Source organism: Pseudoalteromonas sp. S1608, from assembly GCF_005887265.1.
In the GTDB taxonomy this organism is placed as follows: domain Bacteria; phylum Pseudomonadota; class Gammaproteobacteria; order Enterobacterales; family Alteromonadaceae; genus Pseudoalteromonas; species Pseudoalteromonas undina.
Window position 1 is genome coordinate 1 of record NZ_PNDK01000060.1, and the last position, 22,507, is coordinate 22,507.

Annotated in this window: 19 protein-coding genes and 1 tRNA gene; 7 read left to right on the forward strand and 13 right to left on the reverse strand. The window is 40.0% G+C overall.

The genetic code is table 11. From position 1 onward, the window contains the following. Positions 1-76: 76 nt before the first annotated feature. The 4 genes from CWB75_RS18265 to CWB75_RS18280 all read right to left on the reverse strand — a co-directional run bounded on the left by CWB75_RS18265 (position 77) and on the right by CWB75_RS18280 (position 2,485). Positions 77-613 carry a DUF924 family protein gene (locus CWB75_RS18265; protein WP_138571390.1) on the reverse strand — a complete coding sequence of 179 codons (537 nt, stop codon included), beginning with the start codon at positions 611-613 and terminating at the stop codon, positions 77-79. A gap of 89 nt (positions 614-702) precedes the next feature. Next, positions 703-1,782, reverse strand: coding sequence for an endonuclease/exonuclease/phosphatase family protein (locus CWB75_RS18270; protein WP_138571391.1), 1,080 nt, complete (start codon positions 1,780-1,782; stop codon positions 703-705). A 9-nt stretch (positions 1,783-1,791) separates the two neighbouring features. After that, a complete protein-coding gene (locus CWB75_RS18275) occupies positions 1,792-2,163 on the reverse strand; it encodes a hypothetical protein (protein WP_138571392.1) in 372 nt (123 codons plus the stop codon). 73 nt (positions 2,164-2,236) lie between these two features. Continuing rightward, positions 2,237-2,485, reverse strand: a complete 249-nt coding sequence (locus CWB75_RS18280) for a TIGR03643 family protein (protein WP_041708743.1) — start codon at positions 2,483-2,485, stop codon at positions 2,237-2,239. Positions 2,486-2,628: 143 nt separating this feature from the next. Between CWB75_RS18280 and CWB75_RS18285 the strand changes: the two genes are divergently transcribed. Beyond that, positions 2,629-3,285 (forward strand): YoaK family protein, encoded by a 657-nt coding sequence (locus tag CWB75_RS18285; protein ID WP_010390879.1) that lies wholly within the window; start codon positions 2,629-2,631, stop codon positions 3,283-3,285. 56 nt (positions 3,286-3,341) lie between these two features. After that, a complete protein-coding gene (locus CWB75_RS18290; RefSeq protein ID WP_138571393.1) occupies positions 3,342-5,411 on the forward strand; it encodes a TonB-dependent receptor in 2,070 nt (689 codons plus the stop codon). Positions 5,412-5,467: 56 nt separating this feature from the next. Here CWB75_RS18290 and CWB75_RS18295 read toward each other — a convergent pair whose 3' ends face one another. The 5 genes from CWB75_RS18295 to CWB75_RS18315 form a co-directional block, all read right to left on the reverse strand. Beyond that, entirely contained in the window at positions 5,468-6,607 is a 1,140-nt protein-coding gene (locus CWB75_RS18295; RefSeq protein ID WP_008114296.1) for a Na/Pi symporter, read from the reverse strand. A 396-nt stretch (positions 6,608-7,003) separates the two neighbouring features. Next, positions 7,004-8,266, reverse strand: a complete 1,263-nt coding sequence (tyrS, locus tag CWB75_RS18300; protein ID WP_138571394.1) for a tyrosine--tRNA ligase — start codon at positions 8,264-8,266, stop codon at positions 7,004-7,006. 84 nt (positions 8,267-8,350) lie between these two features. Then, the gene (locus tag CWB75_RS18305; RefSeq protein ID WP_138571395.1) at positions 8,351-9,157 is read right to left on the reverse strand and encodes a LuxR C-terminal-related transcriptional regulator; all 807 of its coding nucleotides are present in this window, start codon (positions 9,155-9,157) and stop codon (positions 8,351-8,353) included. A gap of 24 nt (positions 9,158-9,181) precedes the next feature. Continuing rightward, on the reverse strand, positions 9,182-10,171 hold the full coding sequence (locus tag CWB75_RS18310) for a fatty acid desaturase (protein ID WP_138571396.1): 990 nt from the start codon (positions 10,169-10,171) through the stop codon (positions 9,182-9,184). A gap of 438 nt (positions 10,172-10,609) precedes the next feature. Continuing rightward, positions 10,610-10,694 (reverse strand) — tRNA-Leu (locus tag CWB75_RS18315). Between the two features lie 271 nt (positions 10,695-10,965). Here CWB75_RS18315 and CWB75_RS18320 point away from each other — a divergent pair. Next, positions 10,966-11,466: an RDD family protein gene (locus CWB75_RS18320; protein ID WP_138571397.1), complete on the forward strand. Its 501-nt coding sequence runs from the start codon at positions 10,966-10,968 to the stop codon at positions 11,464-11,466. A 97-nt stretch (positions 11,467-11,563) separates the two neighbouring features. Here the strand turns inward: CWB75_RS18320 and lptG are convergent, their stop codons facing one another. Beyond that, entirely contained in the window at positions 11,564-12,631 is a 1,068-nt protein-coding gene (gene lptG / locus CWB75_RS18325; RefSeq protein WP_138571398.1) for an LPS export ABC transporter permease LptG, read from the reverse strand. Further along, complete coding sequence (gene lptF, locus CWB75_RS18330) at positions 12,628-13,740, reverse strand: LPS export ABC transporter permease LptF (protein ID WP_138571405.1); 1,113 nt, start codon at positions 13,738-13,740, stop codon at positions 12,628-12,630. Before lptF ends, lptG begins: the two co-directional genes overlap by 4 nt. Positions 13,741-14,047: 307 nt before the next feature. Between lptF and pepA the strand changes: the two genes are divergently transcribed. From pepA to CWB75_RS18345, 3 genes are all read left to right on the forward strand, one after another. Then, complete coding sequence (pepA, locus tag CWB75_RS18335; RefSeq protein ID WP_138571399.1) at positions 14,048-15,559, forward strand: leucyl aminopeptidase; 1,512 nt, start codon at positions 14,048-14,050, stop codon at positions 15,557-15,559. 172 nt (positions 15,560-15,731) lie between these two features. Beyond that, entirely contained in the window at positions 15,732-16,178 is a 447-nt protein-coding gene (locus CWB75_RS18340; RefSeq protein ID WP_008112488.1) for a DNA polymerase III subunit chi, read from the forward strand. A gap of 58 nt (positions 16,179-16,236) precedes the next feature. Continuing rightward, on the forward strand, positions 16,237-19,089 hold the full coding sequence (locus tag CWB75_RS18345; protein WP_138571400.1) for a valine--tRNA ligase: 2,853 nt from the start codon (positions 16,237-16,239) through the stop codon (positions 19,087-19,089). Positions 19,090-19,247: 158 nt separating this feature from the next. Here CWB75_RS18345 and CWB75_RS18350 read toward each other — a convergent pair whose 3' ends face one another. Then, positions 19,248-20,549 carry an outer membrane protein transport protein gene (locus CWB75_RS18350; protein WP_055012852.1) on the reverse strand — a complete coding sequence of 434 codons (1,302 nt, stop codon included), beginning with the start codon at positions 20,547-20,549 and terminating at the stop codon, positions 19,248-19,250. A 282-nt stretch (positions 20,550-20,831) separates the two neighbouring features. Between CWB75_RS18350 and CWB75_RS19240 the strand changes: the two genes are divergently transcribed. After that, a complete protein-coding gene (locus CWB75_RS19240) occupies positions 20,832-21,155 on the forward strand; it encodes a hypothetical protein (protein ID WP_138571401.1) in 324 nt (107 codons plus the stop codon). Here CWB75_RS19240 and CWB75_RS18360 read toward each other — a convergent pair. Further along, positions 21,115-22,332: a cyclic di-GMP phosphodiesterase gene (locus tag CWB75_RS18360; protein WP_054202243.1), complete on the reverse strand. Its 1,218-nt coding sequence runs from the start codon at positions 22,330-22,332 to the stop codon at positions 21,115-21,117. The genes CWB75_RS19240 and CWB75_RS18360 overlap by 41 nt on opposite strands. Positions 22,333-22,507 lie beyond the last annotated feature (175 nt).

The following is a 22,507-nucleotide window of genomic DNA, read 5'->3' on the forward strand; positions in this document are numbered from 1 at the left end:
ATCAGGTATCAGGTATCAGGTTAGTAAAATTAAATACCGCGCTTGTAGCAAGCGCGGTGTTTTTTGTCTAATAAATTTAAAAACCTGAGTTAGGCTGTTTTAGAAACTCAAGCTCTTCTTTTGTAGAGTCCCGTCCTAGTATTTTATTACGATGCGGATAACGATTAAATCTATCAATAATCGCCTTATGCTGATACTCAAAATCTAAGTTATTTTTAATACCTAACGCTTTATATAACTTCACTGCTTCCTTATGAATTAGCTTTGATTCGCTGTGCATAAAAGGCATATACAAAAATACGCGTTGCTCATCCGTCAATTCCTTATCAAACCCTTTGGCAATAGCTGCTTGCGCTAACGCTAGAGCTAATGCATCACAGGCAAATGCTGCGGGCTTTTCACGGTAAATATTACGTGAGAACTGATCAAGCACAATAATTTCAGCAAGACTACCTAGCGCACTTTCACGCCAATCAAATAACTCACTTACACTTGCTTGATGATGTAATTCACCAAAACGAGTTTTAATTTGTGCATCAAGCCCATCGTCTTTTTGCCACCACTGTTTAGGATCAAGCTCATTAAACCAAAAGTCGATGATTTTATTAAACATAATGAATCTCTTTGTTAATTAACGCTAAACCAAATAGTTTGCTACAAAAAACTTCGTCTAAAACCTTTAACCTAATATCTGTACTATACCTAGCTCTTTTCAAACATAGGTACTTTGCGTTTATCTGCTTTGTTCATTGCCAGCTCTTGTATATCTTGCTGCTTTTGCTCGCTTGGTTTTGTTTCAAGGGATTGCTGATTAGCATCTTCAAATACCAATTCGGTTAATAAGGCAAAGTGATCCGAGCCATATTTAGCAAGGCGCTTTATCCGTTTTACACTAAAGCCTTTTGAATGAAACAAATGATCAAGCGGCCAACGCATAAAAAAGTAATTAGCGTGAAAAGTATTAAAAAAACCACGGCCTTTACGGGGGTCTAAAAAGCCACTAATTTGCATAAATAAACGAGTACTGCGTGACCAAGCAACATCATTTAAATCGCCAGCGACTATCGTAGGGCGAGCTGAATCTTTAAGAGCTTTAGCCACCATTATTAATTCGCTATCGCGCGGGCGTGATGAATCCTCTTCGGTTGGGCTTGGTGGCGCGGGATGAATAAAATGCCCCTGCATTTTTAACCCTTGGTGGTTTTCAAATAAAATATGAATAGAAGGAATGTCATCTTCTATAAGTGCACAAATTTGTGCATCGAGTATGTTAAATTTACTAAATACATGCATGCCGTAGCGGTTATCTTTTGGGCACTGTACTTGATAAGGGTAGTTTTTTTTAAGCACGGACAATTTATCTTGCCACCAACTATCGCTTTCTAAAGTGATAAGTAAATCGGGCTGATATTTATCGACTAAGTTAATTAACTGCTCACTATGTCGATTCGACATCAGTACATTAGCGGATAAAATTCTGATGCTATGATCACTACTTGTTGGCGCTGTTAATACTTCTTTTTTAGCAAACCAAGTGTAGGGATAAATCCACTTAGCTTGAAGCGCACAAATAATTAAAGCAACAGCCGCTATTAATGAGTATGCAATAAAGTCGATTTGCCACATACCTATTAGTGCAACGATAATTACAGCGCTTGCTAGGTAACACACCTGCAAGCGCACAAAGTCGCAACTACGTATCAAGTAATGCTGACTGTATGACAGGGGTAATAACGTTATTAATAACAACAAGCCAGTAACTATGACCAATACAGTGAGCATTTATAAATCCTAATAGCGCTGTAAAATAGAGAGTATTTCACGAGTATCGTGCACTAAGTGAATAATATTGCGATCAACTTCAACTCGCACTGTGTCTCTTTCTCGGTCTATTACTCTAGCACGCTTATAAATGTCATGCCCAAGGATATCACCTTGATGATAAGATCTGTGCCACCCTGGTGGAGTCCACCCTTGACGAATTAACTGCTTGGCTTGTTTCTTAGAAAGCCATTTTTTATTATTGTATTGGTTATATTTTTGCTTTTTCCAGTGATGCTTGTTTGCGTGTTTATTCGCATGTTTGTCTTTATGTGGTACAGCAAATGCGTTTGTTGCCGTTAGCGCAAAAACCATTACTAAAATACTGATTAGTGATTTCATGGCGATTCTCCAGTGTGATCATTAATGAAGAGTATTAACGGCTAAGCCTGAACATTACATGAAATGAGAAAAATTAACGTTGCTTGTACTGTGTTTTACAATGACTGCGCATAATCGCGGGGTCGCGTAACTTTAGGTGTTTAGTTTTACGCCCAGCATGGCGCTTACGCCATACTTTAAATGACCCGCTAGAGATATGCTCCCGCATAAAATTAACTAATTGAGAGTAATTTAGCCCATACAGATTTTCAATGGCTTCAAATGGCGTTCTGTCTTCCCATGCCATTTCTATAATGCGTGATTGCTGTTCTTGGTTAAACATATTAATTCCAAATTTGGTTAATACGCAAAAGTTAAATTTAGCGATCATCACTTGCTTGTGATGTTAAAAATATAACCTCTTTTCATTTATTAACTTTAATTAAGTGTATGATTAATCTACACACTGAAACCGGAGCTAAAAGGATGTTTACAAAACTACCTAAGTGGGTCGAATATGGTGCGTTTACCCTCGCTTTTATTGCCGGTATGGTAAACGCAGTAGGTTTATTAGGGTTTGAACAGCAAGCAATTTCTCACGTTTCAGGGTCGGTGACTTCATTAGCTATTGAACTTACTACCAACATCAAGGCAGCGTTATTTTTAATTGCGATTGTACTGAGTTTTATATTTGGCTCGGCATTAACAGGCTTAATGCTTTCAGGCGGTTCACTTAAGCTAGGCCGCCATTACGATACGCTCTTATTTATTGAGGGTATTTTACTGCTGTTAAGCGCACAGCTACTTCAATATTCTTACCCTTACGCACTTACACTTGCTTCTGCGGCCTGCGGCTTACAAAATGCTTTAGCCACTAACTACAGCGGCGCAGTTGTGCGAACCACTCACTTAACCGGTATTTTTACCGATCTGGGTTTGATGTTTGGTAAAGCCCTAAAAGGAGAAGCTTTTGACAATAGAAAATGCTTGGTCTTTGTATTAATTATTGCCGGGTTTTTAGCCGGCGGAGTGGTAGGTGTATTACTATTTAAACATTACTCAGTGCTCACTTTAGTTTTTCCGGGCATTTTTTGTATTGTTTTATCGATTACTTATCGGGTTTATAGGTTGAGTGTGCTTTAACCAATTCATAAAATCCCCTACCCTAAACTTATCAAATTGCCGATGTGCTGGAATTTATGAAATATTACTATTTACCCCCGTTATTGTTATGCAGTCAGTTAGGTTTAATTAATAGTGCGTGTGCTGAAGATACCGCGCAATCAATTGAACGTATCACCACCACAGCATCGCGTAGTGAAGCGCTTTCCACGCCATTACCACTGGTGATCAGTGTATTAAGTGAATCACAGCTTGAGCTTATAGCTCCTACCCATGTAGAGGAAGCGCTACAACGCGTTGCAGGTGCCAATGTCCAACGTGGGAATGGCCAAGAGTATTTACCGGCTCTGCGCTCGCAAGTACTTTCTGGAACGGGCGCTTGTGGTGGTGTTTTAACCGCAGAAGATGGCATAGCTCTTCGTGCAGCTGGTTTTTGTAATATCAATGAACTATTCGAAGCACATAGCGAAATGGCAGAGCGTATTGAAGTATTAAAAGGCCCAGGTTCTGCACTTTATGGCTCTAATGCAGTGCATGGTGTAATTAACGTTATTACCCCTGATACTACGCAAGGTGCTGGTTTACTAGGCTTTGATTATGGCTCTTATGGTTATGCTCGCTATAAATTACGTGCAGGCCATGCCATGGATAATTCAGGCCTAGGTATTAATGCTAGTTTTACTGATGATAGCGGTTATCGAGATGATGAAAGCGTAAAGCAACAAAAAATAAATGTGCGCCATCGCTATAATAATAACAACCTAAGCTTAGTTTCTGGGCTTACGTATACTAATTTAGATCAACAAACTGCTGGTTATATTAGCGGTTTTCAAAGCTATAAAGATGAAGATATAGCACAGCAAAACTTTGATCCCGACGCCTTTAGAAAAGCTCGCTCGCTTAGGGCTTGGAGTAAAGCAAGCTGGCAATTAGGAGAGAACACTCTAGTTGTTACTCCTTATATTCGTGACCAAAGTATGGACTTTTTTAAACACTTTCTACCCGGCACACCACTTGAAAAAAATAGCCAAACTGGGTTTGGTCTACAATCGCTTTATCAGCATTATGTGAACGAAAATACCAACTTAAAGCTTGGTTTTGATGGTGAGTTTACCCAAGCCGATTTTTTACAAACCCAAGATAAACCGACTCAAGGTTCTGCGTTTTTAGTGGCCACAGTGCCGCAAGGTAAACATTACGATTACCAAGTCGATGCCACCTTATATGCCCCATTTGCCGCTATTGATTGGCAGCTAAATAATTGGCTTATAACTGCAGGTCTACGTTATGAGCATATGCAATATAACTATCAAAACAATATGCTTACAGGGCGTACAAAAGAAGATGGCAGTAAATGTGGTTTTGGTGGCTGTCGTTATAGTCGCCCCGAGAGCACTAAAAACAGCTTTAGTAATCTTTCGCCAAAACTCGGTGTGAGCTATCAGCTTAATATTAACAATACATTATACGCTAACTTTTCAAGAGGCTATAGAGTCCCACAAGCAGCTGAGCTTTATCAATTACAACGCGAGCAAAGTACTGCCGACTTAGACGCAGAAATAGCAAATAATGCTGAGTTAGGTATTAAAGGGGTGTACAACAATACTCGCTACGGTTTGTCGGCTTATGCGATGAGCAAGCAAAATACCATCTACCGTGACAGTGACTTTTTTACTGTTAATGACGGCCAAACTCGACATCGCGGCATTGAGCTTGAGTTAGCGCATAGCTTTAATCAGCACTTATCGGTTAACTTCGCAGGCGCTTATGCCAAGCATACGTACTCGAATGAGCAAATCATTGGCAGTATTAATATTAAAGGGAACGATATTGATACCGCACCTCGAAAAGTTGCTAATATCGATTTTAACTGGCAAGCCAACGAGAGTATTAGTCTTGCGCTGCAATGGCACTATGTTAGTCGCTACTTTACCGACCCTGAAAACTTACATGAATATCAAGGGCACGATATTTTAAGCTTACGCGGCCAATGGCAAATAAGCCCACAATTATTACTCAGTGCGCGAATAATAAATCTAACCAACACGGCTTACGCTGAACGCGCCGATTACACTAGTTTTACTGGCGATCGTTACTTCCCAGGAAAACCGCGTAATGCCATGCTGTCTGTAAGTTACCAGTGGTAAAACAAAAAATGCGCTATATAAGCTATATAGCGCATTCTTTTTATTCATTTATTTGCTTATCTAACGGCCAGTACAATTAAACCTGGCACCACAAAGAACGACCCTAACACATAGCCTAATGCAGCTGATTTATTCTTTGTACCAATTTCGGCTAGCTTTTCGGCTAACTTAAGCGGAATTTCACGTAGTACAGGAATTCCGTAAATTAGTGCAACCGCAAATACATTAAACATAACGTGTACTAAAGCAATCGTTAGCGCCACTTCAGCCATAGGCCCTGTAATTGATGTGGCGGCTAATAAAGCGGTAATGGTTGTACCAATATTAGCGCCTAGCGTAAATGGATAGATTTGACGTGTAGTAAACACACCACTTCCCGCAAGTGGGATCATTAAACTCGTGGTAGTTGATGACGACTGAACCATAACTGTTACCGCCGCACCTGATGTTATACCTGCGATAGGCCCGCGCCCAATTGCACCATGCAGTATATCTTTTGCAGTGCCAACCAATGCTTTTTTAAGTAGTTTACCTAATGTAGTTACGGCAAATAAAATCAAACAAATACCTGCTATAACCATCGCTGCACCTAGCATTTTTGTGTCTAGGAAGCTAAATGCGTCTTTTATTACACCCACAGCAGGTTTAACAAGTGGTTTAATAAAGTTGTAGCTCTTTAATGATAAGTCAGCATCACCAATAAATAGATGCGACAAAGCAGCTGACATTTTTTGCAGCAAACCAAACATTATCTCAAGCGGTAAAAATATAATAACGGCAAATAAATTAAAGAAATCATGAACCGTTGATGCTGCAAACGCACGTTGAAACTCTTCTTTAGAGCGAATATGACCAATAGACACTAAGGTGTTAGTAATAGTAGTACCAATATTTGCACCCATCACCATTGGAATAGCAATACTTAACGGTAAACCTCCAGCAACAAGGCCCACTATTACTGAGGTAACCGTTGATGACGATTGCACTAAAGCCGTTGCCAAAGCACCTAATAATAATGCAATAAACGGGTTGGTTGCGAATGCAAAAATTTCTTTCGCTCCCTCGGTACCGCCCGACGCTAATTTAAAACCACCACTGACAGTGCCAACGGCTACCAGGACTAAATAAACTAAAAAGGCGATAGCAGCCCAGTTAAGCGTTTTTATTAATAGCGTATTGCGCTTTGATTCACTCATGTTTAAATCTCAGTTTTTGTCTTACCGATTATGGCATTTTGATGACGTTTTTGTTTCAGAGCGCATTAGAACACCTAAATATTACAGAAATATTTCAATTCGATTAACGTGCTTGAGTGAGTAAATAGATTAATACAAAGAAACAACTCGTGCGCACAGCGCTATTAAAAACAGATAGCAAAGTTACTTTATTATCAGCCACTTAAAAAAGTTACTTTTAACTTAGCATTTCACAGTGATTTACAAATGCCTACAAAACACATTAATAACGGCAATTAAATTATTAATTACCGTTATTGTAATGAGAAAAAACAATGAAGACTTTTAAAAAAATTAAGTATTTTGGATTAAGAGTAACCCCTAAAACCACATAAAAAATCACCATTAGAGGGAAATTCAATTGAGTTTAATTAACCTAAATTGTTTTTTACCTCGCTGTATTAACCAAAAACGTTGATGTAATGCCAAATTTAACTGACTATGATCAGCCGAAATTGTTTCACCATTAATTTTTACTGCGTTTGCAGCTATCAGTTCTCTTGCGGCACGCTTAGAGTTTGCTAAACCACTGAGAACCAATAGCGCGGAGGTGGTTATATTAATTTCAGTAAGGGTTATTACTGGTAAGCCGTCTTGTTCTAATTGTGCTAAATCATTTAAATTTAAGGTTTGTACTTGTCCATTAAATAACAACTCAGTGATACGCTGCGCACTTGCCAAGCCTTCTTCAGCATGAACAAAACGGGTTAATTGCTCAGCTAAAATGCGCTGTGCTTGAGGCTTTTGGCCGCTTATCTTATCGTTTGCTTCTATGGCCTCAATTTCTTTAACTGATAAAAAAGTATAAAAACGCAAAAAGTTATACACATCAGCATCTTCACAATTTAACCAAAACTGATAAAAGCGATACGGCGAGGTTTTTTTAGGGTCGAGCCAAATAGCACCGCCCTCAGTTTTTCCAAATTTTGTACCATCTGACTTAGTAATAAGTGGCAGTGTTAAACCAAACACTGTTTGCTGGTTTAAACGGCGGGTTAAATCAATTCCACTGACAATATTACCCCACTGATCGTTACCGCCTATCTGCAAAGTACAATTTAACTCACTATTGAGCTTAGCAAAGTCATACGACTGCAATAAGGAGTAACTAAATTCAGTAAACGACAATCCTTGCTCTGGACGTTGCAAACGTTGTTTTACTGATTCACGGTTGATCATGGTATTAATTGAAAAGTGTTTACCTACATCACGAAAAAAGTCTAATACATCAATACAGCTAAACCAGCCAGCGTTATTTTTTATCTGCAGTGGCTTGTTTAAATGCGGACCAAGTACACTTTCAACTTGGTTTGCAAGCGCTGTCACCCATTGTGACACCGTTTGTTTGGTATTTAGGCTACGCTCAGTGGCTTTAAAACTCGGGTCACCAATCAACCCTGTAGCCCCCCCAATTAATGCCACACCTTGATGCCCTGCATCCATAAAACGCTTTAGCATTATTAATGGTACTAAGTGCCCTATGTGTAAGCTACCTGCGGTAGGATCGAAGCCACAGTAAACCACCTGTGGAGTTTTAAGCTTATGGGTTAATTGCTCAATATTACTCACTTGAGAGACTAAACCACGCTGCATAATGTCGCTAAGTAAATGTGCTGTCATCGTATTTCTCAAAATTATCTATAAGAAAAATACTAATTAAACTCAGCGATGTGCACTATATCCCTAAAGGGACATAAACGCGCTTTATTTTGTCAGCATTAAATGGTTTAAAAACAGTCGAAAAAATTCACTCAGTGAAGCAACGTTTAACTGTGCATATATACGTTTACGATGGTTTTTAACTGTACCTAGGGCGATCCCAAGCTGAGAAGCAATATCTGCGGAGTCGCAACCTTGCACAATTAGACAAGCAACCTGATGCTCTCGTTGAGTGAGTTGTTGGTTAGCAAATGACGTGAGGGCATTTTCTATAAGCTGCCCAGTAACTGAACTATTAAATTGATTTAATAGTAATTTTTGGCTACCCCAATGTTGGCTACACAGTGCTTTTATTAAATTAAAATGTGCTATTAATTGCTGCTTTTGCAACGCACTAAAGCGCTGGTTATTGGATAATAAACCAAGGTAAATAACAATCGAGCGACCGTTTCCTATATTAGTACAAATACTTAGCTCATCAGTCCAGCCAGTGTGAGTATAAAACTGCTGTTGATATACTTTAAAGGTCAGTTCATCTTGATAACTAGCTATATCAGCGAGCCTAAATACACCTTCCTCAGCTTTACTGACCAGTTCAGTATAAAAAGGGTCGTTTACAAACGAGTTAGTAAGGTAGCGCTGAAATAAAAGTTCACGCTGTTTCTCGATAGAATCGAATAAATAAATGGGATGCTTATTTACTCTGCAAGCCAATACAACCGCACAATCAAACTCAACAATAAGGGCAATGTAATTAACCAGCTTTTGCGCAAAACTGGTCCCCTTTATAGCTTGTACACATTGCGCTAACGCATCTTGCTGAGTTAATTGCTGCTGCGAGTCCGACTGCATTATGATGCCATTTTACACTGAGTATTACTGATACAAGTTTGCTTGCTTAATACTGGCAAAATCATTAAAACGCACGCCGTGTTGGCGCATCACTTCAAGGATTTTTTTACTGATCATTTGTCGTAAATAAAACGGCTGATTCGGCACAAAATGATGAATAGTATGAGTATGCCCAAAGTTAAAGCAAAATAAATTAAATGGCATAAACAAACGGCTGGTGATGACGTGAGTTTGTTCAAGCATATTATTAACACCGCCGTAATAATGCATACTTGAAGTAACAAAATTAAGTGAGCTCGAACGCACAATATTAGGCACAATCAGCACCACCATTAGAAATTCAAACACATTCATTGCATCAAGCAGCAATACAGGTGAATTAGCAGCCAGTGGAGTGAACAAATTAACTAAGTGAAACACAATTACGCTATATAAAATGGCGAAATACGCAGTAGTAATGGGAAAACCTGCATTAAACACTTTAAAGAAGCTAAACCCATTAATTTCTTTACTAAAACGTTTTGCATTAATTAATAAACCGAGTAATCCATCAACAATTACCAAGGCACGTAAAAACGGATTTTTAATACCATTACCTACCAAACGCTCTTCTAAATCTTGCTCAGTACCCGACGTTTTGTGATGATGTAAATGCATCTTGCGACGGTACCATGGGCTTATGGTATTAGGACGCATCAGCCACACGATTAACATCATAAAATTATGCAAAAATGGTTGGTTGCTAAAGTACTGTTTGTGGATTAAGTCATGCTCAAGCTCATGGGAAATTGAGGTAGCAATGGCCGCTAAAATAATGCATAGCCAAGCGGGAATAATAGCAAAATAATACAGCGTGCCAATTCCGATTAATGCACTCAAAGAAAGTAATAAAATAGCCATTCCTAAGGTATTTTGATGCATTAATAGCGGGTGTTTTTTACGCAGTAATGCTTCTTCAGCCTTAATCGCTTTTACAATGGCTTGAATATTCTGTTTTGCGGTTAGTTGAGTCATGATGTTTTATTCGCAACAAGAGGTTGAGGTATATAATACCCGAGTCAAAACACATTGCATAACTTAGCACACCCGTATCAATGAAAAATACGATTAAAGTCAGGCCTGTATTTACTATATAACCTTAGTTCTGGATAAGAAACCTATCTCAAGCAGAGCTTAAGGTTAGGTAAACCAAAACGTTTACAGGCCAAGTTTAGATCAAAACCTACTGCTTATAAAAGTAGCAATGTTGGACACATTTTTTGTAATTAAAATCCGGCAACTCAAATCTTAGGCATAAAAAAAACCCAACCAATTTGGTCGGGCTATAAAAAAATGGTACTAAGTTGCCGGACTTTTACTTATAACAGCGGCACCTCACGTGCCGCTCGAGTCCGGCAACTCAAATCTTAGGCATAAAAAAACCCCAACCAATTTGGTCGGGGCTATAAAAAGTGGTACCAGCGGCCGGACTTGAACCGGCACGCCTTGCGGCAGGGGATTTTGAATCCCCCATGTATACCAATTTCATCACGCTGGCATCATTTTTCTTTAACCTTCTAAACACGAGAAGATAAAGAAAAACCACTTAAGAGTGAAAGATTATGTACCCTCTTCCATCTCATTGCCTAGCATTATACAAACAATGAGCAAAGCGGCAAGCGTTTTATGTATTAAGCGTGATCGACCGCTTAACATTTAGGCAACCATTAACATTTGAACCAATAGCTGGTTAAGCACGTAGCGTAATAGGTAGTATTTAGCGGCTTATTTGCTAAACTATCGCGCACATTAACAGTGAGAGTATATTTATGTCGGCTGAGTTTCCACGAGCAGGGTTTTGGCGTCGTTTTGCGTCATTGGTGTACGACACATTAGCTATTATCGCTTTTGCGATGCTAACGGTGGTATTGTATTTATTTGCTATCCAAGGACTTATTTCCCTTGATGTTATTGCCCTCAATGGCGCTGAAGATGTATCTGCACGTATTCAAGATTCACTATTACTTTCTGGTATTCGTAGCTCGCTGCTGGTGCTTGTTGGCTTGGTATTTTTTGGTTATTTTTGGACGAAAAGTGGGCAAACAATTGGTATGCGAGCATGGCGCTTAAAAGTACAAACCAACCAAGGAAGTTTAATTAGCTGGCCACAAGCTATTATCCGCAGTATCAGCGCATTACTTGGTTTAGGAAATTTAGTGGTATTAGTCGACTTTAAAAATAAAAAAGCACTACAAGATTACTTATCAAAAACCGAAGTGGTTACGCTCACCAAAGAAGAAAATAAACGCGTGTATCGCGAACTAGATTAATACTTAATCTAGTGAATTGGTATAACCTCAAGCTAAAGCATAAAAAACGCGGCACTTTTAAAAAAGGCCGCGTTTTTTATTTAAGCTTTAAGTCTAGCTACACCCGCTTATTCATCAAATAAGCTGCAAACCCAGTAAATAAAATGCTCGGTAGAACGGCGCCTACAATGGCTGGGATTTGATATACCATTACCACAGGGCCAAATATCTCATTAGTTAAGTGAAACACTATCCCCGTTACCACTCCCATGATAATTCGTGCCCCCATAGTTACGGTTCGCAGCGGACCAAATATAAACGATAAGGCAACCAACAACATCACAGCAATAGACACTGGCTGCATTAATTTACGCCATAGTGCTAAATCATAGGTACTTGTATCTTGCTCATTTTGCTGTAAATAAGCTAAATATGACCACAATCCTGAAAATGACAGTGACTCTGGTTTTACTGAAACCACGCCAAGTTTTTCACCGGTCAGCTGAGATGAGTAAAACTCTTCAGTAACTTGCTCCGTGGTAATTAGCTCTTCACTGATCAATACTTTGTTCACATTGCGCAGTAGCCAGCCATTATCACGCCCTACTGCTTCTTTTGCTTTAGTAATTTGTGTAAGTTGCAACGACTTATCAAAGTGGTACATATTTACGCCGCGCAGCATGCCATTTTGGTCAACATCTTCAATATTAATAAAGTTACTGCCATCTTTAGCCCACACGCCTTTTTGTGCATTAAATACATCCCCGCCATGAATAGCTTGGTTACGCATTTCTTTGGCGTGCAGCTGAGCAGCGGGCGCCCCCCACTCACCTAGCGCCATTACGCACAGCGCCATAAAAATTGCGGTTTTCATTACCGAACCAATGATTTGTAAACGCGACATACCCGCGGCTTGCATTACTACCAACTCACTATTAGAAGCTAAAGCGCCTAACCCAGTTAAGCCACCAATAAGTGCTGCCATTGGAAAAAACACCACTAAATCGCCGGGCATACTATAAATGGTATATAGCAAGGCGGTCATAATATCGTAACTACCACGGCCAACCGATTTAAGTTGCTCTATAAATTTTATTAAAGTACTGATCCCCACCAACACCATTAGTGCAAATCCAGTCGTTTGCATAATGCTACGGCCTAAATACCAATCAAGCGTTTTCATCATATGTGTTGCTCCCGTTTAGTCACGACAGCCTTCAGCCAAACACCTAATGGGCGGCCTTTAATAATTAATAAACTACCTATAAATAAGGCACTTAGGTGAATCCACCATAGGCCAATAGAGGGCGGGATTTTCCCATCTTCTACCGCAAACTTAGCCGCATTGAGTAAAATGAAATACCCTAAATATAAGCTCAAAGCAGGCACTAATTTAGCAAATTTACCTTGGCGTGGATTAACAACGCTCAGGGGTACTGCTAGTAAAGTTAATAATGGAATAGATAACGGAATAGCTAAACGCCATTGCCACTGTGCAATTGCTTCTGGAGTGTTAATAGACATTAACTCATGAGTTGGCACGGCTTCTAACTTACGACGTTGATGTTCTATTTCTTGCTCGCGAATTTGTACGCTGTAACCATCAAACTCAGTTAAGTTAAGTGAAGGCGCTTCGCCGTCAGTTTCATAGCGCTTACCATCAGTGAGCACTAACTGCTGCTCACCATTTTGCGCTTCAATAACAACGCCCTGCTCTGCATAAACTAAACGCGCTAGGTCACTTTTTTCACTATCGGGTAGTTGTGCCACAAAAACTTTGTTGAGCTCTTTGCCGCCATTTTCAATGTTATGAATAAACACCACGGCTTTTTCGTTACCGGTTTGTTGAAAACGTCCAGCTCGAAGTGAAGATAAACCAGCATCAGCCTTGGCTTGCTCTTTAAGTTGGTATTCTTGTTCGCTTGCCCACGGTGCAATATATAAAGTAAGTACCGCGGCCAACAACGCTAAGATGACACTTGAAATTAGCGTAATACGCACTACATACCACTCACTCACGCCACAGGCTTTAAGTACTGTCATTTCACTGTCGGCGTAAATCCGGCTGTAAGCTAAAATAATTCCTAAAAATAAGCTCAGAGGCAAAATTAACGATGCCAACTGCGGCAATTTAAGCGCAATCATGGCAAACACAAGCTTTGCTGGGATACTACCTTCTGAGGCATCACCAAGAATGACAACAAACTTTTGCGACAAAAATATGGTCATTAAAGTTAAAAATACGGCGACCTGCGATTTTAAAACCTCAGTGGTCAAATAACGGAAAATTAGCAACATTCGCCCCTGTTAAACATGGAATTTCAATTTAGTAATAAAAAACAATGAGTGAACTAGTTAATTCACTCATTTTAAATGAGTATTAAGCACATATTATAAGCCATCAATATTAATTATCCTACCTAACATCACGATATAATGTTGCATTAGTAACCCTTAAGCATATAAAGTTCAAATACACAGTAAGAGTCGAGTAAAATCTACTAATATTAGCGCTAGACCTAAAAATTTAGGTAAAAAGACTAGAAAACACATTTTTAGTCCCAACTTAGCTTCTATAGATGACTCAAAATCAGGAGTGACAATGGAATTCAACGTAAAAAGTGGTAGCCCAGAAAAACAACGCAGTGCATGTATTGTTGTTGGCGTATACGAACCACGAAGGTTATCCCCCATTGGTGAACAACTTGATAAAATCAGCGATGGTTATATCTCAAATTTATTACGCCGTGGCGACTTAGAAGGTAAGCCAGGGCAAGTATTACTATTACACCACGTACCTAATATTTTAAGCGAACGTATTCTACTCGTTGGCTGCGGTAAAGAACGCGAACTAGACGATAAACAATATAAACAAATTATTTCAAAAACTATCAACACCTTAAACGAAACAGGCTCGATGGAAGCAGTGTGTTTTTTAACTGAGCAACACGTTAAAGGCCGTGATACCTATTGGAAAGTGCGTCAAGCGGTAGAAACAACCCAAGACTGTTTATACACCTTCAATCAGCTAAAAAGTAAGAAAGTAGACCCTCGTCGTCCACTGCGTAAAATGGTATTTAACGTTCCTACGCGCCGCGAACTGACTATAGGTGAAAGTGCCATTGAGCATGGCCTAGCGATTGCTGCTGGTAGCAAATTGTGCAAAGACGTTGCCAATATGCCGCCTAATATTTGTAATCCAGCGTATCTCGGCGAGCAAGCCAAAGAACTTGAGACTAATTTTGACAACATCACTGTTGAGCTGATTGGCGAAGATAAAATGGCAGAACTAGGTATGAACTCATACCTAGCAGTTGGTCGTGGTAGTGATAACGAATCGGTTATGTCGGTAATTAACTACAAAGGCGCAGGCGATGACCAAGCGCCTATCGTATTAGTTGGTAAAGGCTTAACCTTTGACTCAGGCGGTATTTCATTAAAACCAGGCGAAGGCATGGATGAAATGAAATACGACATGGGCGGTGCTGCTGGTGTTATTGGTGCCATGCGCTCGCTTGCACAAATGCAGCTACCTATAAATGTAATTGGCGTTTTAGCCGGTTGTGAAAACATGCCAAGCTCAAACGCCTATCGCCCAGGTGATATTTTAACCACTATGTCTGGGCAAACGGTTGAAGTACTTAATACTGATGCCGAAGGCCGTTTAGTGTTATGTGACGCGCTAACCTATGTTGAGCGTTTTGAACCAGAAACCGTGATTGATGTTGCTACATTAACCGGTGCATGTATTGTTGCTTTAGGTGCCCATGCTACGGGTTTATTAGCAAACCATAATCCACTGGCACATGATTTATTAAAAGCGTCGGAGCAAAGTGGCGATCGTGCATGGCAACTGCCATTATGGGATGATTATCAAGATCAACTAGAAAGCCCATTTGCCGACTTTACTAACTTAGGTGGCCGAGCTGCAGGTACTATTACTGCGGCCTGTTTCTTATCTAAATTTACTAAAAAGTATAACTGGGCTCATTTAGATATTGCCGGTACGGCATGGCGCAGCGGCGCTAAAAAAGGCGCAACGGGTCGCCCTGTACCTATGCTAACTCAGTATTTATTAAACCGAGTAGGCATTAGCGAAGCAACCCAGGACTAACAAACCTGTAAAAGGCTTCACAGCCCAATATAGAGTATAAAATAAGGCGCTTTTAAAGCGCCTTATTTATTGGGTATTAATTGAAGCAAACCCCGTTATATGGCAAAATCCCCTTCTTAATTTGTGTGTATTTAATAACAGCACAATCAATGTCATGGGAAATCTCGATACAATGAACATGAATGCCCAGTTTTTCATTTTAAAGCAACAAGATGAGTCATTAGCTAAAGCCGATGATCACTTTGCTTTAGCAGCTCAAATAGCTGGGCAACAGTATCGGCTTGGTCAACGCGTATTTATTTTTGTAGACAGCGAAGCAACCGCCAACAGCATTGACGAAACTATTTGGACATTTGATGCCGACAGTTTTGTGCCCCACAATTTACAAGGTGAAGGCCCAAAAGGCGGCGCACCTGTAGAAATTGGCACAACACCACCTGTTGGTAATCGTAAAGTATTAATTAACTTGGCCAATCACTTACCGGATTTTATTCGTCGGTTTAACCAAGTTTTTGATTTTGTACCCGTAGAGCCCGTAGCCAAACAAGCCGCTCGTGAGCGCTTTAAAAAACTACGCCAACTCGGTGCCAATATCACCACGCAAGATATTAATCGCTAACGCTCACTGCGTACAAAGCTAACTAACTCATTTAAGTACTTATTTAAGGTTCTGTGTAATGGATAAAACCTACAATCCGCAAGATATTGAACAGTCTCTATATCAAGACTGGGAACAAAAAGGCTACTTTAAGCCATCTGGCCAAGGCACCCCATATTCAATTATGATCCCGCCGCCAAATGTCACGGGTAGCTTACACATGGGCCACGCTTTCCAAGATACCATCATGGATACCTTAACGCGCTTTAAACGTATGCAAGGTAACAATACATTATGGCAAGTAGGTACTGACCACGCAGGTATTGCCACGCAAATGCTAGTAGAGCGAAAGCTTGCGGCAGAAGAGGGTAAAACACGCCATGATTTAGGCCGTGATACATTTATCGATAAAATTTGGGAATGGAAAAACGAGTCTGGTGGCACAATCACTAAACAACTTCGCCGCTTAGGTGCTTCTGTTGATTGGGACCGTGAACGTTTTACCATGGACGATGGCCTATCAGAAGCTGTTAAAGAAGTATTTGTACGCCTTCATAAAGAAAACCTAATTTACCGTGGTAAACGCCTAGTAAACTGGGATCCAAAATTACACACTGCGATTTCTGATCTTGAAGTAGAAAACAAAGACAAACAAGGCCATATGTGGAACTTACGTTACCCACTAGCTGATGGCGTAAAAACGCAAGACGGTAAAGACTACATTGTTGTAGCCACTACACGCCCAGAAACTATGCTGGGTGACTCAGGTGTGGCAGTAAACCCAGATGACGAGCGCTACCAAGACCTAATCGGTAAAGAGGTTTTACTACCAATCGTTAATCGTCGTATTAAAATTGTTGCCGATGAACATGCCGATAAAGACAAAGGTACGGGCTGTGTAAAAATAACCCCTGCGCACGACTTTAACGATAACGAAGTTGGTAAGCGCCACAAGATGCCGATGATTAACATCTTCGACAAAGACGCGGCTATTTTAACCCAAGGTGAAACATACACCTTTGATGGTAAAGAACTTGAATTTGATGCGCCAATTCCTGAGCGCTTACATGGCCGGGACCGTTTTGACGCACGTAAAACCATTGTTGCTGAATTTGAAGAGCTAGGCCTACTTGAAAAAATTGAAGACCATGGCCTAACTGTTCCTTACGGTGACCGCTCTGGTGTTGTTATTGAACCACTACTTACTGACCAATGGTATGTACGTGTTGCACCACTTGCTGAACCTGCAAAAGACGCGGTTAAAAACGGCGACATCCAATTTGTACCTAAGCAATACGAAAACATGTACTTTTCGTGGATGAACGACGTACAAGATTGGTGTATTTCACGCCAGCTTTGGTGGGGTCACCGTATTCCAGCTTGGTACGACAGCGAAGGCAACGTATACGTTGGTCGTGATGAAGCAGAAGTACGCCGCGATAACAATATTGCAGATAGCGTAGCGCTTAGCCAAGACGAAGACGTTCTTGATACGTGGTTCTCATCAGCACTGTGGACCTTCTCAACCCAAGGTTGGCCAGAAAATACCGATGACTTAAAAACCTTCCACCCATCTGACGTGTTGGTAACCGGTTTTGATATCATTTTCTTCTGGGTTGCACGTATGATCATGATGACGCTGCACTTTATAAAGGATGAAAACGGCAAACCACAAGTTCCTTTTAAAACCGTGTATGTAACTGGCTTAATACGTGACGATAACGGCGATAAAATGTCGAAGTCTAAAGGTAACGTACTTGACCCACTTGATATGATTGACGGCATTGGCCTTGAAGACTTAGTACAAAAACGTACTGGTAATATGATGCAGCCAAAACTTGCCGCTAAAATTGAAAAAGATACCCGCAAAGTATTTGCAAACGGTATTGAAGCACACGGTACCGACGCACTGCGCTTTACCTTAGCAGCGATGGCTTCAACTGGTCGTGATATTAACTGGGATATGAACCGCCTTGAAGGTTACCGTAACTTCTGTAACAAATTATGGAACGCAAGCCGTTACGTATTAATGAACACAGAAGAGCAAGACTGTGGCTTTAACGATAGCGAAAAACAGTACTCGTTAGCTGATCGCTGGATTTTAGGTCAATATGAAGCCACGGTTAAAACCTACACCGAGCACCTTGATAACTACCGTTTTGATTTAGCGGCGAACACATTATATGAATTCACCTGGAATCAGTTCTGTGATTGGTACTTAGAACTAACTAAGCCGGTACTATTTAAAGGCAATGAAGCTCAGCAACGTGGTACACGTCATACACTTATTACCGTACTTGAAAGCTTACTGCGTTTAATGCACCCAATGATGCCTTACATTACAGAAACAATTTGGCAACGTGTAGCGCCACTTGCAGGGCTTGAAACAACAGGCACTAGCATTATGGTACAAGGCTTCCCTGTTTATAACCAAGCCAATGTTGATTCACAAGCGATGGATGACTTAGAGTGGGTTAAGCAATTCATTTTAGCAATTCGTAATATTCGTGGTGAAATGGATATTAGCCCAAGCAAGCCGCTATCGGTATTACTAGCGAATGCATCGAGCGACGATGTGCGCCGTATTAACGAAAATGAATCGTTTTTAGCGTCACTCGCTAAGCTTGAAGCATTTACTCTGCTTGAAAACAAAGACGATGCCCCAGCGTGTGCAACCTCTTATGTTGGCAACCTTGAGATTATGATCCCAATGGCGGGGTTAATTGATGTCGAAGCTGAGCTTGCACGTATTAACAAGCAACTTGAAAAAGCTGAGAAAGGCCTAGCGCAAGTGCAAAACAAACTGGCTAACGAAAAGTTTGTTAACAATGCACCTGAAGCGGTACTCGCTAAAGAAAATGCTAAGCTAGCTGAATTTACCGATGCAAAAACTAAGCTACTAGAGCAAAAAGTTAAAATAGAAAGCTTATAATTAAACCAGTACGAATGGCTTATGCCATTCGTAACCAGTTAATTTATAAGTATAAAAAAAAGCCGCTTACTGCATTTGCTGTAAGCGGCTTTTTTGTGTCTAGGCTCTAGGCTCTAGGCTCTAGGCTCTAGGCTCTAGGCTCTAGGCTCTAGGCAGAATTAGAATGTGTAGTTGTACTGAGCACCTAATAATACTGCATGACCTTTTGATTCAAAAGACCATTGCTGTGGTAGTGTTTCGCTTTCTACTTTTTCAGTAAAGTTTTGTGTTTTACCACGTAATACGCTCACACCTAAATCAATATTTGAGTTTTGATCAATCGCATAGTTACCACCAAACGAGAACCAAAAACGGTCTGTATCAGGGATAGAAATTGATAAATGCTGTTGTGATACTGGTGATTCATCAAACGCAAAACCAGCACGAAGCATTAAATTTTCACTGTACTGGTAATCAGTACCGATTGAGTAACGCATTGCATCAGAGAAATCTTCTGTTTTTTCAAACGCACTGAACTTGCCACCTGTAGGTGCAGTAACTTGTGCTTCTAATGAGTCAAAGCTGCTCCAACCTGTCCATAATACGCTGTAGTGAACGCCTAGCTTTTCATCTAACTGGTGAGAACCTGAGAACTCAGCAATTGCTGGTAGTGTAATTTCAACTGAGCCAGGTAATTCAACTTGACCGTTTAACCCACCAGGAATAAATGAAGGTAGTTCATTCGAGTACTCACCTTCAAAAGTAATATCTGTTTCTGTACGGTAATTAAAACCAAAGCGGCTATTTTCATCTAATTGGTACATTAAACCAACGTTTAAGCCGTAACCCATGTCATCACCTTCAAGGTGAACAGCATCAGCACTTGCAGGAATAGATGCAATAGCAGGGTTTACAGGAGGTACTACGCCAAACTTACGAATAATCTTCGCTTCTGCATAAATTGCATTTAAACCAATACCAAAACTGAACTGCTCAGATACTTTATAAGCAACACTTGCGTTCATGTTTACAGTAACAATTTCAGTTTCACCAGCAATTTGGCCAGCTGCGTAATCATCGTTAAACTCAGTGGCAAGGCCAAAGTTAGAAAATGCACCAAAACCAACCGATACTTTATCGTTTACTGGCATAGTGAAATAACCAGCAGGAATAATCGCGCTAGGTGCGATGCTGTCATCATCTAGTACGCTGTTATCTAAACCGTAGGCATTACCTGTGCCTTTTAGGCTAACATCAGGAATGACAGCCATAGCTGCAACGCTAAGTTGCTTCTCTTTAAACAACGTCATTAACGCTGGGTTACGAGCAACCACAGAGGCATCATCTGCTACAGACGCTTCACCTGCGTATGCACGACCTAAACCAGATACATTTTGCTCAGCAAGTTGAAAAGCCGCTGCAAAGGTATCAGCTGAAACAAATGCCAGCGATGCAGCAATAAGAGTTTTAGTAAATTTCATTGTTGTGTCCTTAGCCAAACTTACTGTTTGGATAGCTATGTGTGTTGTTATTAGAGTTTCAAACCCGCGTACACTACCTTAATTTTTTATAAAAAACCCTACTAAAACGCTAAAAAAGGCCAAAAAACACGTTTTTTAACGACAATTTAACAACTATTTAAAACTCATCGGAGCAGAAGTATGGTATTAGAGTATATACTCTAATGATATTAATTCTCATTTGCATTGACTTAACTTGCGTTGCAATTTACACTGCCAATAAAATCACCAAGGGAGAAAACAGTGATCATTTTACTTATTGTTACAGCGCTTATTTTTTGTGGCTTAAGTGTTTATTTCTTTTATAAAGCAAATTATTGCGCGTGTACGCAGGCAGGTAAATGTGACAACCCAGTTAATCTCTATTGGTTAGCAGCCATTAGCATGGCAATTATTTCTTTGGTTTTTTGCTGCTTAGCGCTGCATGTAGAATTAGGCACATTACTGTGGATGACGTTAATGGGTAATTGCTTTTTAGGTGGGTATATTTCTGCTAAAACAAACAGAAAAAGACGATGCAAAAATACTAAAGCAGTAAATGCTCTTTTAAAAGTCGAGGTAAGTTAATTTTATAATCAGCTGGTTTTACACTTGCTTGTATTTTTATTTCATTATTATTTGAGCTCAAATCAATATCTTTTGCGGTAACATGATGGTTATGTTTTGCGTTATAAAAAAGCTTAACTTTAGGTTTAATTGGGTTTGAATGATTACCTTCTAGCACCAAGGCCAAACGCTCATTGGTTAACTTAACAATAGTACCCACCGGGTGAACACCTAAACACTTTATAAATAGCTGTACTAACTCTGCATCAAATAGCTGTTTATTTGCCAACAAATAACGCAATGCATTTATAGGCTCATCCCCTTCTTGATGAGGTCTGTCTGCGGTGAGCGCATCGTATACGTCAACAATCGCTAAAATCCGAGCAGGACGACTTATCTTGCTGTCATCCACTCCTCGAGGATAACCAGAACCATCAAGGCGCTCATGATGATTTACAATCATATCTAACATTAAAGAGGTGATACCTTTCCCACCTTTTAATAACCCTAAGCTTTGTGCAACATGCTTTTTTATTGCCGTCATCTCGTTACCTGTAACTTTACCAGGTTTAGAGAATATTCCTTGAGGTAATTTGGCCTGCCCTAGGTCATGCATTAATGCCCCCATAGCAAGCTCCTGAACAACATCGCGTTTATACCCTAAATACTTAGCGAATACCGCTGTAAAAATGGTGCAGTTGATCATATGACGCCAGTTATAGCTATGCTTATCTTTAATGCGAGTTAAAATGGTCATTGCATGTTCATTACGAAATACCGAGCTGACTATTTCATTACTTATCTCATTAAGCGCATCAGTATTCAGTGACAAACCTGAAGTTAAATCACCAAAAATACTTTGTAGTTTTCTGTTGTGGGCATCATAACTAACACTGGCTTTGGCAAACTCTTGTTGCAAGCTTACAACTCGCTTTTTACTAGCGGGCTTGTCTTGATTTGTAGCTGCTGCTTGTGGTTTTTCTTGTACTTTATATTTAGCCGGTACAGCCACATCACTTTTTGTAAAATCAATAAGAAGCTCTAGTACTCCTTCGGTAATTAAACGCTGAATTATAGATTTATCACGTACCAAACCACTGGTTTTAATTTTTATACCATCAACACTCTCCTGCTGCTTGGTCACGCTATTTACGTACATGCCGGGAATAAGCTCTGATATAGGTAAGGTAACTAACATAAATGTGAGGATTTCTATAATTAAGGAATATTTTCTTTTAATAGCATTATTTAGCTATAAAAGTCTAGCTTTTGAGTTTAGGGTAATAATAAATTATTAACACTAAAATCCTACGACTGTTGATATTAAACTATAACCGCAGCACTGAGTATACGCCTAACGGTGTAAATTAGAT